Origin of the sequence: Ornithinibacillus xuwenensis, assembly GCF_039614845.1 — a bacterium.
Lineage (GTDB): Bacteria > Bacillota > Bacilli > Bacillales > Amphibacillaceae > Ornithinibacillus > Ornithinibacillus xuwenensis.
This window is the reverse complement of record NZ_JBDIML010000001.1, coordinates 674358-688039: the sequence shown is the minus strand read 5'-3', so window position 1 is coordinate 688039 and position 13682 is coordinate 674358. Positions and strand designations below refer to the sequence as shown.

Below are 13682 nucleotides of genomic sequence, written 5' to 3'. Positions count from 1 at the left end.
ATAATCATGAATGATAAAGATCGCCGTTCAATGCCTTTGTTCGGAATCGGTATTGTTATGAAACTAACAGAACTGACCGCAAGGCAAATACGCTACTATGAAGAAAATGATTTGATAAGTCCAGAGCGTACCTCCGGAAATCAACGATTATTTTCATTCAATGATGTAGATCGTCTACTCGAAATCAAAAATTACCTTGATAAAGGATTAAACCTAGCTGGTATTAAGTTGTTATTAACAGAAGAAGAGAAAGTACAACCAGTGGAATCCGCACAAAAAAAGTCCGAACTGTCGGATAAAGAGCTTAGAACTATTTTAAGAAATGAGATCACAGAGGCTGGTCGATTTGGAAAAGCTAGTCTTCGTCAAGGTGAATTATCGCGATTTTTTGTTAAACGTTAGTAAATTAGAGAATAGTAAAGATAATAGTTCTTAGTTCTCTAGTGAATATAATTTATTTTTAGGAGGAGAAATTAATGAGTTTTACTCGTGAGGAAATTGAAAGAAAAATTAAAGAAGAAAATGTGAGATTTATTCGATTACAATTTACAGACATGCTTGGTACCATTAAAAATGTTGAAATTCCATTGAGTCAGTTGGAAAAAGCGTTAGATAATAAAATGATGTTTGATGGCTCTTCCATTGAAGGGTTTGTTCGTATTGAAGAGTCGGATATGTACTTATACCCAGATCTTGATACGTTTGTTGTATTCCCATGGACTTCTGAAAAAGGCAAAGTAGCACGATTTATCTGTGATATTTATCGTCCTGATGGTAAACCATTTGAAGGTTGTCCAAGATATAACTTGAAGCGTAACCTTAAGAAAATGGAAGAACTTGGTTTCGATGCATTTAATATTGGAACAGAGCCCGAGTTCTTCTTATTCAAATTGGATGAAAAAGGAGACCCTTCTTTAGAATTAAATGACCATGGTGGTTATTTTGACTTAGCACCAACAGACCTAGGTGAAAATTGTCGTCGTGATATTGTTCTGGAGCTTGAAGAAATGGGCTTCGAAATTGAAGCTTCACACCATGAGGTTGCTCCAGGTCAACATGAAATTGATTTCAAATATTCAGATGCATTAAAGCATGCAGATGATATTCAAACCTTTAAGTTAGTTGTAAAAACAATTGCTAGGAAGCATAACTTACATGCCACGTTTATGCCAAAACCACTATTTGGTGTGAATGGTTCTGGAATGCATGTTAATATGTCGCTATTTAAAAATGGTGAAAACTCATTCTATAATCCAAGTGGTGATCTAGAGTTAAGTGAAACAGCATATCAATTTATTGCTGGTATTGTTAATCATGCAACTGGATTTACAGCAGTTACGAACCCAACAGTTAACTCTTATAAGCGATTAGTTCCTGGATATGAAGCTCCAAGCTATGTGGCATGGTCCGCAGCAAACAGAAGCTGTCTAATGCGTATCCCGAATTCTCGAGGACTAAGCACTCGTGTTGAGGCGAGAAGTGTTGACCCAGCAGCTAACCCATACATGGCACTTGCTGTATTACTTGCGGCTGGATTAGATGGTATTGCTAACAGTGTAACACCACCACCAGCAGTAGATCGCAATATTTATGTTATGAATAAAGAAGAGCGTGACGAAGCAGGAGTAAAAGACCTTCCAGCCTCATTAATTGATGCATTACAAGAGCTTAAGAAAGATGAAGTAATTGTGAATGCATTAGGGGAGCATTTATTTGAACACTATATTGAAGCGAAAGAAATTGAGTGGGATATGTTTAGAACAACTGTCCACCCTTGGGAGAGAGAACAATATTTAACAATGTATTAAAATTGATATCATAAGGTTTTATGTTAGATGAAATCGATTTTTGTCTTGTTCATGTCCAGCACCCAATAAATGCAAATATCATATTAATTAAAAATATCGTCCATTTATGAATAATGGGCGGTATTTTTTTTGCTCCAATTTCTTGGAGAGATGAGAATAGACGCCGAAAGTAATTTGATAAATGCCATGGAATACTCTTTTCTGGACATATTTCAAATATGCACTAGCTACTAGTAGTATAAACCATGTGTAAGTCGTAACGAATGGATAGTTAATTGAACAGAGTAGAAAGAAAGTATGGACCTATTGATTTACAGCATGATTAATATTTCCTGCAGAACTACGGATATTTATGTTAGGAAAGTAGGAAAGTTTATAGGTGGTTAAATGCAATAAATATTCATTACTTTCCCAAGTTGAAAAAAGAGGGAAAATGGAAAAATCTGACGAATAATTGTATTACCTACAAGAGGAGGGAAGAAAAATAAGAAATAAGTACTTGAATTCAAATATTGTTGGAGGATATAAAAAAATGTAAACTTTTGACATAATTCAACTAGAGTATCTTATAAAACTACGCTTGATTGATATACACCAAACCAAATTCGCCCTCTTCAATAGGAAAAATAAGAAGGAGTAATGATGACTAATAGAACATCAGTTGAAGTATTTTTATCTTTTATTGGTAAGGAACCAAATTATGATTTTTCACTTTCAACGGTAACAGATAAGTTAAGGGTAACGCCAACTAGCACTTCCAAAAAGGGAGAACAGATCGGTACATCTTCTCTGCCAGAAAGACAATATAGTAATACAATTTGGATGTATAGTACAGGGAGAATTGAAACATATGATTTTGAAATGGTAACTCAGATGATTGTTCGTACTTTTAAAGATAAAGTACGAACAATCAAGGAGTTAATTAGAGAATTGGAAATTGAACCCTGGTTCTGTGCCATCACTTCTGTGGAGGATGGAATATCACCTGGCTATTCATTATCCTTGGAAGTAATGGATTTTGCGATTAGTATAGGGGCAGAATTTGAAATTGATCAATATGTTTCCGGATTTGTTGAAGATGATTTAGAAGAAGTATAATAAAGCCCACTCCCCAAAATTCCACCAGGCATATCACGTTACTATTGCAATAGAAGGAACTGTCCTTTCCGGGGAGAGATCAATATTTAACGATGTATGAAGGTTGTTCTGATAGAATTGGATTAAAGCTATCTGGACCAAAATAATAGAATGTATTATTAAAAAATATCGCCCTTATATGTTACAAATAGGTCGGTATTTTTTGATTCGTCTTTTAGATACAAGAATCGAATAACGAAAGTTACTACCTACATTACCGAGGGACGATGTAGTGACTATTTCGGTATCGGAACATGGAAATATAGAAAAATAAAAAAGACAACTGGTATGGCTAATAGCCATGCTAGCCAATGTTTCCATTTATGAATAGCGAGTAAGGAAAAGGTTATAAGGTTAAAAATATAGGACCAGACAAGTGTCCAGCCATGGTGATGCATGATACTTTGATTAAAATACGCTAGTACTTCTACGCCTTGAAAAATAGAAGCCCAAAGTAATATCCACAATAGTTTTACATAATTTTTTCTAGGAAATCGACCTAAGTAAACAACAATAACAAATGGATAGATTAATAAGGCAATTGCAGCCGAAATAATAGTATGGGTGGGAAGAAAAATTTTGTCAATCCAAACTGGGATAAATTCCCATAATCTATAATCATGAAATAGAGAATCATATAACAGGTTAGCGATAATCCAAAATAATAAGGTTGGATAAAATTCTTTCCATCTAGTCCAAACACCAAAAATTATCCCTATAAATATAAAAAACAATACAAATAAAGTTTGCATATAATTCTCCTTTGAAACATTTAGCGGTATTTTATGTTTGAAAATGTTTATTTGGCTTATTCAAAACAGGACAGTTTGTAAACAAATATAAAATATATTATTAATGGTGTACACAAATTGGGATGAACGGAAGAATCAATTACACTACTGAGGATATTGATTAGCTGTTTTTTACGAGATGTTTATAATATCGTTGGATCAGTTTTAAATAGTAAAAAGCTACTATTAAAACGGATAAATAAACAAGAAAGGAATACATTAGGTTCCATCTAATGTAAACAAATACGTTGAATATCGAAGCAACCCATTCCAGGAATACAAGTGTGAAAGCCCAAAGTACGATATATAAAGTTGTATAAAAGCCTTTTAACTTCCATTTAACTAAGAAATACACAAAAAAATAACCGAATAGTGGGTATGCTACGCCTAAACATAGCCAGTCAAATAAATCTTGTTTGAAGGTGTCTAAAGCAAGGTATCGTTGAAGCTTAATGCCTATAATGTAATCAGTCCATTTGCCAATTGAAGCGAAATAAAGAATTACGGCAACTGTAATCGCGGAGGGTAATACTTTACGACAGAAAATAATTCCCAAAATAAGAGGGAAGAGGGCTATTATTACGAACCACTCATTCTCGTCAAAATGGATTGGTAATAAAAACATATAATTGTTATACCCCTTTCAAAAGTTTTGAATAAAAACGTTGAAAGATTAATACAGCAAGAAGAACTAGAAACCAAAATATCAATAAACCAGGAATTGATAGTTGATGGTGTTCTATCATTCCGCCCCATTCTGCTGCAAATTCAACTACAACTAAAACAAAAGACGCTAATATTATAGTGACGCTTTTCCAAAGGAAAGTATGAAGTGATAACGTCATCCCAATCATCCAAGTCATGATTGCTGGTATTAGTGCAGCGCACCATATTATAAATGATAAAAATGAACCCATATTATCTGAAGTTTTTATTTGGCCAAGATTTAAGCCTCCCATACTAAATGCCTCATTTAAAAGATTAGAGATAAATACAATTAGTGTAATAACTTCTATCTTATGAAGACTCTTTGTACGAAAAGCAAGGATGATAAAGAGTATGGTTAGTGATAGGGTAACTGAGAGTAGCATGAATAAACTCCTTAGATGAATTAATACAATTATTATTCCACTGTGAGAGTGTATTATGTTGCTAAAGTCCATTAATAATTAGAATTTTCACGTTGAAAGTATAGAATTATATCTACAAAATCCGATATTTAGAAAAAAGTTAACCAACAAATTTTTAGTGATTTATTATATAGTTATACCAAAGGGGGCGTATGAAACGATGAAGATTATAAAGGGATTACTTATTACCGTCATTGTATTAGCTATTCTCGGCTATGGGGTTTATCATTTTGGAACAAAATTAGCATCCGATAAGTTAATGGAAGTTCTTTCTACTGAATTGGAAAACAGTGGTGAACTTGAGAAAATCAAACAGACAATTGAAAGTGATCCAGAGTTAATGGCCTTTTTAGAAGATGCCGAATCAGTTGACGAACAATCATTACCATTTACAACAAAAGAAGAAGCTACTAGAATGCTAGTGAAGAAAGTAGGAATAACAGGACTTCAAAATATACAATCGAAAGTTCAAGAAGGTCAAATTTCTAAAGAAGAACTCCTTCAAGAAATTGAAGGCAAATTATCCGAAGAGGAAATTACCGCATTGAAAGTGATTGCTTACAAGGAACTTTATCATAAGTAGCATTTAACAGTTTTGTTCCAAATTTGCTTAATAGATATACTTAACATGGTTAAGTGGTGCTTATTATATGACAAACTACTGACTTGATAAGCCTCGGTTAAAATATTTTGCTAACTCCAAAAGCTGATACTTATCATAGAAATAGAAAGAGCTAATTAACAATCAGGGAATTCCTGACCATAATCAGCTCTTTTGTTATGTATTTTTACATAAAAACAACGTCTTAACTAATAGACGTTGTCGTATGAATAATATTAGTGAATGTGTCGGTACAATCCAACTACTTTCCCTAGAATAGAAACGCTTGGATAAATTAATGGCTCCATTGTAGGATTTTCTGGTTGAAGTCTAATATGATCTTTTTCTTTAAAGAAACGTTTTACAGTTGCTTCATTATCCTCCGTCATGGCAACAACAATATCTCCGTTTTGTGCGGTGTTTTGTTGTTTGACAATGACCATATCACCATCTAAAATTCCTGCTTCAATCATACTTTCTCCATCGATAACGAGAACAAATAGGTTCTCATCGGGCCCAGCTGATGAGCTAGGGATTGGAACAAACTCCTCAATATTTTCGACAGCAGTAATTGGAACACCAGCAGTTACTTTACCAATGACTGGAGCATAACGCGCTTCGTCCCTTGGAATAGTAAGCTCTTCCTCAAAATCTAGTATTTCAATTGCCCTTGGTTTAGTAGGATCCCTGCGAATAAAGCCTTTACTTTCAAGTCTTGAGAGATGTCCATGCACAGTAGAGCTTGAAGCAAGACCAACAGCCTCTGCAATCTCTCTTACGGAAGGTGGATATCCTTTAATTTTCACTTGTTCTTTTATATAGTCAAGAATTGCTTGTTGTCTATTGGATAATTTAGTCATCTATTAAACCCCTCGCACATAAGATTTATTAATGATAGTTTACCACCCATTATCTAAAAATGCAAACATTCGTTCGAAAAAACGTTGACAAGACCATATGTTCTGTTATAATGAATTTAGCGAACAAAGGTTCTTATATTGAAAAGGAAGGAATGATGTAAAATGTTCGGAAGAGTAAACAAAACAGATTTGTTTTACATTGCTGCATTTGCGTTAACATTAGGATTCTTATACCTTTCATTAATTAGTGCATAAATAGGGGTTTTGAAAGTGAATGGCATCATATACTGCAGAGTGAGTACAGATAAAAAAGCACAAGAAACATCATTATCAAGACAGAAGGAAGAGTTATATCAACTAGCCAATCGTTATGGATTTAACATCGTTAAATGTATAGAAGAACAAGCTAGTGGTTATGAAATCGAACGTGAAGGTATATTTGAGATGCTCGAGACATTTGAAGCTGGAAAAGCGAATTGTCTATTTATTCAAGATGAGACGAGACTTGGTAGAGGCAACACGAAGATTGCACTATTTCATCAATTAGCAAAACGAAAGATACCTATTTATACGGTGTTACATAATGGAGAGTTAGAGCTATCAGAGTCAGATTCAATGGTATTGCAGATAGTCGGTATTGTAGAAGAATATCAACGGAAAATCCATAACGCTAAAATAAAGCGAGGTATGAAAAAGGCTATTGCGAATGGCTATAATCCATCAAACAATTTATCAAATCGGAACAAAGCGGCTGGTAGAGAAAAAATTGAAGTCCCAATAGAAGAAATTGTTCATTTACGAAATAAGGAATTAACTTTTGGGGAGATTGCAAACACGTTAAATGGATTAGGATACCAAGTTTCAAAGGCTACTGTTCATCGTAGGTATCAGGAGTATAAATTAATTGATTCAAATACATGGAACAGGTAATATTAAAAAGCAAGGACAGTATTTAGTCCTTGCTTTTTTCCATTTACTTAACAGTGACAGGATAAGATAAATAGATAGAATTTGGGAGGTTTTTTGATTGTTATCGAAGGAAAAACTGGAACGGATAAATGCATTAGCTAAGAAAGCTAAAAGTAAGGATGGTTTAACAGAAACAGAAAAGAAGGAACAGGTAGAGCTTCGTGAGGAATATTTGAAAAACGTTCGAAAGTCCTTTAAAAATCAATTAAAAACAATGACAGTTATTGACCCGGCGGGAAATGATGTTACACCGAAAAAGCTAAAAGATATGCAAGATAGAAATAGCAAGCATTGATAGTGTACCAACTACTAAATAATATCTATAATGCGTAAAATAACTTGTTATACGGCATCTTTCATTATAAGATAAACATGGAATTAAATTAAATGCTTGAAGTAGAAAGGAGTATCATTATGTCAACTAATGTTGAACAATTATCAGTTAATACAATTCGTACGCTTTCAATTGATGCGATTGAAAAAGCCAACTCTGGTCATCCAGGATTACCAATGGGGGCTGCTCCAATGGCTTATACACTTTGGACGGATTTCATGAACCACAGCCCAAAAAACTCAAAATGGTTTAATCGTGATCGTTTTGTTTTGTCAGCAGGCCACGGATCTATGCTTCTCTATAGCTTATTACATCTTTCTGGTTATGATGTAACGATTGATGATTTAAAATCGTTTCGCCAATGGGGTTCCAGAACACCAGGACATCCAGAGGTGCATCATACAGATGGAGTAGAAGCTACTACTGGCCCGCTTGGACAAGGAATTGCTATGTCTGTTGGGATGGCAATGGCAGAGGCTCATCTAGCAGGTAAATATAATAGAGAAGACTTGAACATTATTGACCATTATACATATGCCTTAATCAGTGATGGTGATTTGATGGAAGGGATCTCTCATGAAGCAGCATCACTTGCAGGACATTTGAAATTAGGTAAACTAATTGCTTTATATGATTCAAACGATATTTCTTTAGATGGTGAATTAAACCGAGCATTTTCCGATAATTCGGAGGAACGCTTTAAAGCATATGGATGGCAAGTTATCCGTGTTGAAGACGGAACTGATTTAAATGAGATTCGTGCTGCAATCAAAGCTGCACAAGAAAATACAGAACAGCCAACTCTAATTGAGATTAAAACCGTTATTGGCTATGGCTCTCCTAATAAATCTGCATCCGCAGCTTCTCATGGTGCACCTTTAGGGAAAGACGAAGTAGTCTTAACGAAGGAATTCTATGAATGGGGTCATGATGACTTCCATGTTCCAGAGGAGGTTTATGCTGATTTCAATGAAAAAATCGTTGTAAAAGGGCAAAAACTAGAAGGAGATTGGAATTCCTTATATAAAACCTATCAAGAAAAATACCCTGAAGCGGCGAAGGAATTAGAGGCAGCTATTCATGGGAATTTACCGGAAGGCTGGGTAAAAGAACTCCCTGTTTATGAAACTGGTAAATCAGTAGCGACAAGGTCTTCTTCAGGTGAGGTTTTAAATGCGATTGCTAAATCTGTTCCTAATTTCTTAGGAGGAAGTGCTGACTTAGCCGGCTCAAATAAAACCACAATTAATGGGGAAGAAGATTTAACTAGAAACAATTATGCGGGCAGAAACATATGGTTTGGTGTTCGTGAACACGCGATGGGTGCTGCATTAAATGGTATGGCACTGCACGGTGGACTAAAAGTATTCGGAGGAACTTTCTTCGTGTTTAGTGACTACCTACGTCCAGCGGTTCGTCTATCTGCGATTATGAAAACACCTGTAACTTATGTGTTTACACATGATTCGATTGCTGTTGGAGAAGATGGTCCAACACATGAACCTGTTGAACAGCTCTCTTCTTTCAGAGGTGTACCAAACCTTTCTGTTATACGTCCTGCTGATGGGAACGAAACACAAGCAGCATGGAGATTAGCAGTTGAATCGACTGACAAGCCAACCGTACTTGTTCTTACCAGACAAAATCTGCCAACGTTAGAGGGTACAAGCGAAAAAGCATACGAAGGTGTTAAACGTGGTGCTTATGTTCTAAGTGATTCTGAAAAAGAGACACCGGATGCTATTCTAATTGCGTCTGGATCAGAGGTTCAATTAGCTGTTGAAGCTCAAAAGGTTTTACGACAAGAAGGTACTGATGTGCGTGTAGTTAGTATTCCATCATGGGATCGTTTTGAAGAGCAGGATCAAAGCTATAAGGAACAAGTACTTCCTAGATCTGTTAAGAGCCGTGTAGCAATTGAAATGGGCTCTCCACTAGGATGGGAGCGTTATGTTGGTCTAGATGGAATTGTGATGGGAATCAACACATTCGGAGCATCTGCGAACGGTGAAAAACTTATTGAAGAGTATGGTTTTACAGTTGAAAATGTTGTTAAAAATGTTAAATCGCTCATGTAAAATAAATATATCTGAAAAAAGCCAATCAATTGTAGTTGATTGGCTTTTTCTCTTATCTACTAGAACTGCTTCAGTCGTATTGTTAATAAAAAACTTTCACAAACCTTATTAAGCCTTAATTGTTCTATAGTTGTTAATTTTTCAATTAGTTAATATCTTCGACAAAACTAGTGAAATTACGCTTCACAGTATGACATTATTTTCTACTAGATTGCGTATAATAGAGGATAAGGGAGGGTTATGACTATGAAGGTGTATACGGTTTACTGGATCAAAAATGAATTCGCAGAACATTACTATTATAAAAGTGATATATTATATCGATTTTTAAGAGAGTTTCATGCTAAATACAATCGTAACGACTTAGTTACGCAATTTAATTTCATTACGGAAAGCTTCCCTAAGGAACAATTGAGTTCGCAATTAACGAGACTTCAACAAAATACATTTCGCAATCAAGCAAAGAGGAATCCCATAGAACTTGGAAATACAATTAACTATATTACTTTACATATTAATGAAAAACATTTAAAATTTCGTTGTGAAACATTAGAGGATGCTGAAGCATTATTATTTCCAATCTTAAGACGTTTCCATCCATATCTATTTATTATGGATGAAGAGAATGAGAATTATGGTTGGATATCGCCTGTAAGGACAAGTATCGCGTATAATAATGAAGAAGTATTGTATTCTTAGGCCTGTTTTACTATACTGAATAAGAGACAACACGAAGGAGGAAAACGATAGATGGGAACACTTTGGGTCGTATTAATTGCTATAGCAGCTTTAATTGTCGGTGTTGCTCTTGGATTTTTTGTCGCTAGAAAATACATGATGAGTTATCTGAAAAAGAATCCACCAATTAATGAGCAAATGCTTCGTACATTAATGATGCAAATGGGTCAAAAACCTTCTCAGAAGAAAATCAATCAAATGATGCGTGCAATGAATAATCAAATGGACAAATAAATTCCTGGAATAATGAATTACTAACATACGTATACATTGCACAATGCCCCGTACTAATTGAAGTAGGGGGTATTTTTGTACGGTGATGTATGCATAAATCTGATTCGTGTAAACAAGATTTTCGACTAATTGTCATATTCATACCATAAGATAGAGATAACTAATTGTTATACTAGATAGTAGAAAAAGTTTTCAGGAGGCTAATAATGTCCGAAATAAATATTTTTCTTGCTTTTGGTGCAGGATTTCTTTCTTTCGTTTCACCATGCGTTCTCCCATTGTTCCCGGCGTTTTTATCCTATTTAACCGGGATGAGTGTTAGTGAAATAAAAGAAGAGAATAAAATGTTAAATCGAAAGAGCATCTTACATACCATTTCTTTCTTAATAGGGTTTTCCAGTATTTTCATTATGATTGGATTTACCGCATCAGCAGTTTCTGAATTCCTATTGACCTATAAGGATATTATAAGACAGATAGGTGCAATACTTATTATCTTCTTCGGCCTAGTAATTGTAGGAATCTTTAATTTTACTTGGTTAATGAAAGATAAAAAAATTACATTTAAACATAGACCATCTGGTTATTTTGGTTCAATTCTCATTGGGATGGCATTTTCTATGGGGTGGACACCTTGTACTGGACCAATATTAGCTGTTGTGCTTTCTTTGGCAGCAACAGACCCAAGTTCCGGGATGGTTATGATGATTAGCTATGTATTAGGTTTTTCAATACCATTTTTTATTCTGTCTTTTTTTGTAGGAAAGCTAAACTGGATCAAGCGTAATAGTCAAAAAATAGTCAAAATTGGTGGTTACATCATGATCTTTATGGGAGTAGCACTATTCTTTGATTGGATGACAAAGCTTACTGCGTTTCTAGCAGGGTGGATAGGTTTCTATGGATTTTAATGGTAAACTATATTATGATATTAACTATAGCAAGTACATAAGGAAGTGTTTTTATGAACAAACCCAATAACTTGATACTACAGACAGCTACAGCTTTGATTGCCTTTATTTTGTTAGGGTTTTCTATATACTTATTTATGGCTGGACATAATTCTCCAGGAGGAGGGTTTGTTGGTGGCTTGGTAACAGCTGCTGCAATTGTATTACTCTATATGGCATATGGTATTAAATTTGTTAATAAAATTTTGCCAATAAACTTTCGAGTATTAATTCCAGTTGGTTTACTAGTAGCTTTATTAACTAGCATGGGATCATTTTTGTTTAATGTTCCATTTCTATCACACACTTTTGGATATTTTGAATTTCCTGTTTTTGGAGAAGTGGAGTTGGCAACAGCAATGCTGTTTGATTTAGGGGTATATCTTACAGTTGTTGGCGTTACCGTTACAATTATCATTAATATAGCAAATGACAGAGTGGAGAGTTGATTTTAAACATATTGGGGGAACTATAAATGGCGAGAATTCTAGTTGTTGATGATGCAAAGTTTATGCGTGCTACATTAACTGCCATCTTAACAAAGGACAACCATGAGATCGTAGGAGAAGCAGAAAATGGAGAAGAGGCAGTTTCTCTTTATAAAAAAACACAACCCGAGCTAGTGATTATGGACATCACTATGCCAGTCATGAATGGTATTGACGCGATTAAAGCAATCAGAGAGTATGACTCTAATGCTCAAGTTGTTGTATGTTCTGCTATGGGTCATCAAAAAATTGTAGTAGATGCAATTGAAATTGGCGCAAAAGACTTTATTGTAAAACCATTTGATGAACATCGTGTCTTAGAAACAGTTGGCCGGGTGTTATCCTAACAACTTAGTATATCCGTACACGAGAAAGAGTGTGTTAGTATGTTTTGGATTGTAGCAAGTACAATTGTAGCGTTTTTAATGGCTTCTATGATGATTGTAATCCGATTAAAAGCATCCAAAAGACCTTCATCAGTAAAAGCGATTATTTTACCACCATTATTTATGAGTACTGGGGCGCTTATGTTTCTTTTCCCAGAGTTTCAATTAAAGTGGCAGCAAGTAGTTGAAGCACTTACAGTAGGGGTAGTTTTCTCTATATTTTTAATCAAGACATCTAAGTTTGAAATTCGTAAGGAGAAGATTTATTTAATCCCGTCAAAGGCCTTTATTTTTGTATTAGTTGGGTTACTTATTTTAAGAATCGTATTAAAATTAATTATAGGGAGTACGATTTCACTGGGTGAAACAAGTGGTATGTTCTTCTTATTGGCTTTTGGTATGATTGGAACTTGGAGAATGGCTATGCTTTATAAATACAAGCAATTAGAAAAGAAGCTTAAAGAAAAAGGTGTCCTTTATTAGAGACACCTTTTTTCATCGTTATGAATTTTTCTTGTATTGCGATTGCCAATCGGAACGGTAGTCCTCTTTTGCTAATTGGAACAAATGCTCATATGGCTTAATATCAATTTGCTTTTCTTTTAACTTCTTCTTTAAAAATTTATGATCTCGTTTCGGTGTAGCTAATATATATCCTTCAATTACAATATCTTGGTTAATTTGATTCATATTCTTCCTTAAGGCTACTTCTCCAATTTTACTTGCAATTTTTTGTCTTGCAACATCTCGAAAAAGCTCTGGTACTGGAGATACTAATTCCTCGAGTAAGTTTTTTTCAGGTTTCTCCCACATGTGTTTTGATTTCTCGAGATAATGTAATTCCCAATCCATCATGGATTTACCATCTTCTTTTGGTAATTGCTTCAAGAATTTACGAAACATAAAATAACCACCGATAGTCATAAACCCAATCATGAACAATCCCCAGAACACGACGAGGAAATCATCAAATATTGACATAATATCACCTTTTTCTTTGTCTACCTATTCTATCGTTCCATCTTCTGTATGTATAATTAGTTGAATTTATCCTGATATTACGGTAATTTTACTATTAGATAGTTGAAATAATTCTGATAAACTTGTTACTTTTCGTTATTATCTATGCTAATATAATTATAATTATAGGTAATTTTTTTCACAACTATCATATTCGT

Annotated in this window: 17 protein-coding genes; 13 read left to right on the top strand and 4 right to left on the bottom strand. The window is 34.5% G+C overall.

Annotated elements, in window-relative coordinates:
- Nucleotides 1-6: 6 nt before the first annotated feature.
- The 3 genes from ABC228_RS04115 (at nt 7) to ABC228_RS04105 (ending at nt 2906) form a co-directional block, all read left to right on the top strand.
- On the top strand, nt 7-402 hold the full coding sequence (locus ABC228_RS04115) for a MerR family transcriptional regulator (RefSeq protein WP_345823813.1): 396 nt from the start codon (nt 7-9) through the stop codon (nt 400-402).
- Nucleotides 403-476: 74 nt separating this feature from the next.
- Nucleotides 477-1808: a type I glutamate--ammonia ligase gene (gene glnA, locus ABC228_RS04110; RefSeq protein ID WP_345823812.1), complete on the top strand. Its 1332-nt coding sequence runs from the start codon at nt 477-479 to the stop codon at nt 1806-1808.
- Nucleotides 1809-2450: 642 nt separating this feature from the next.
- Nucleotides 2451-2906 carry a DUF4279 domain-containing protein gene (locus ABC228_RS04105; protein ID WP_345823811.1) on the top strand — a complete coding sequence of 152 codons (456 nt, stop codon included), beginning with the start codon at nt 2451-2453 and terminating at the stop codon, nt 2904-2906.
- Between the two features lie 275 nt (nt 2907-3181).
- On the opposite strand, the gene ABC228_RS04100 is transcribed toward ABC228_RS04105, so the two are convergent.
- Nucleotides 3182-3697, bottom strand: a complete 516-nt coding sequence (locus tag ABC228_RS04100; protein ID WP_345823810.1) for a CBO0543 family protein — start codon at nt 3695-3697, stop codon at nt 3182-3184.
- A gap of 671 nt (nt 3698-4368) precedes the next feature.
- Nucleotides 4369-4827: a hypothetical protein gene (locus ABC228_RS04095; RefSeq protein WP_345823809.1), complete on the bottom strand. Its 459-nt coding sequence runs from the start codon at nt 4825-4827 to the stop codon at nt 4369-4371.
- A gap of 199 nt (nt 4828-5026) precedes the next feature.
- Here ABC228_RS04095 and ABC228_RS04090 point away from each other — a divergent pair, with 199 nt between their 5' ends.
- Nucleotides 5027-5449 (top strand): hypothetical protein, encoded by a 423-nt coding sequence (locus ABC228_RS04090; protein ID WP_345823808.1) that lies wholly within the window; start codon nt 5027-5029, stop codon nt 5447-5449.
- Between the two features lie 254 nt (nt 5450-5703).
- Here ABC228_RS04090 and lexA read toward each other — a convergent pair whose 3' ends face one another.
- Nucleotides 5704-6327 (bottom strand): transcriptional repressor LexA, encoded by a 624-nt coding sequence (gene lexA / locus ABC228_RS04085; RefSeq protein WP_345823807.1) that lies wholly within the window; start codon nt 6325-6327, stop codon nt 5704-5706.
- 270 nt (nt 6328-6597) lie between these two features.
- On the opposite strand from lexA, the gene ABC228_RS04080 reads away from it, so the two are divergent.
- From ABC228_RS04080 to ABC228_RS04040, 9 genes are all read left to right on the top strand, one after another.
- Entirely contained in the window at nt 6598-7257 is a 660-nt protein-coding gene (locus ABC228_RS04080; RefSeq protein ID WP_345823806.1) for a YneB family resolvase-like protein, read from the top strand.
- A gap of 97 nt (nt 7258-7354) precedes the next feature.
- Nucleotides 7355-7591 (top strand): DUF896 domain-containing protein, encoded by a 237-nt coding sequence (locus ABC228_RS04075; protein ID WP_345823805.1) that lies wholly within the window; start codon nt 7355-7357, stop codon nt 7589-7591.
- Nucleotides 7592-7710: 119 nt separating this feature from the next.
- A complete protein-coding gene (tkt, locus tag ABC228_RS04070) occupies nt 7711-9708 on the top strand; it encodes a transketolase (protein ID WP_345823804.1) in 1998 nt (665 codons plus the stop codon).
- Nucleotides 9709-9954: 246 nt separating this feature from the next.
- A complete protein-coding gene (sirA, locus tag ABC228_RS04065) occupies nt 9955-10407 on the top strand; it encodes a sporulation inhibitor of replication protein SirA (protein ID WP_345823803.1) in 453 nt (150 codons plus the stop codon).
- A gap of 51 nt (nt 10408-10458) precedes the next feature.
- Complete coding sequence (locus ABC228_RS04060) at nt 10459-10680, top strand: YneF family protein (protein WP_345823802.1); 222 nt, start codon at nt 10459-10461, stop codon at nt 10678-10680.
- Between the two features lie 206 nt (nt 10681-10886).
- Complete coding sequence (locus ABC228_RS04055; protein ID WP_345823801.1) at nt 10887-11591, top strand: cytochrome c biogenesis CcdA family protein; 705 nt, start codon at nt 10887-10889, stop codon at nt 11589-11591.
- 53 nt (nt 11592-11644) lie between these two features.
- On the top strand, nt 11645-12079 hold the full coding sequence (locus ABC228_RS04050) for a Na(+)/H(+) antiporter subunit B (RefSeq protein ID WP_345823800.1): 435 nt from the start codon (nt 11645-11647) through the stop codon (nt 12077-12079).
- 26 nt (nt 12080-12105) lie between these two features.
- Complete coding sequence (locus tag ABC228_RS04045) at nt 12106-12465, top strand: response regulator (protein ID WP_345823799.1); 360 nt, start codon at nt 12106-12108, stop codon at nt 12463-12465.
- 39 nt (nt 12466-12504) lie between these two features.
- Entirely contained in the window at nt 12505-12987 is a 483-nt protein-coding gene (locus ABC228_RS04040) for a CcdC family protein (RefSeq protein ID WP_345823798.1), read from the top strand.
- A gap of 18 nt (nt 12988-13005) precedes the next feature.
- Here ABC228_RS04040 and ABC228_RS04035 read toward each other — a convergent pair whose 3' ends face one another.
- A complete protein-coding gene (locus tag ABC228_RS04035; protein ID WP_345823797.1) occupies nt 13006-13485 on the bottom strand; it encodes a DUF2621 family protein in 480 nt (159 codons plus the stop codon).
- Nucleotides 13486-13682: the final 197 nt, after the last annotated feature.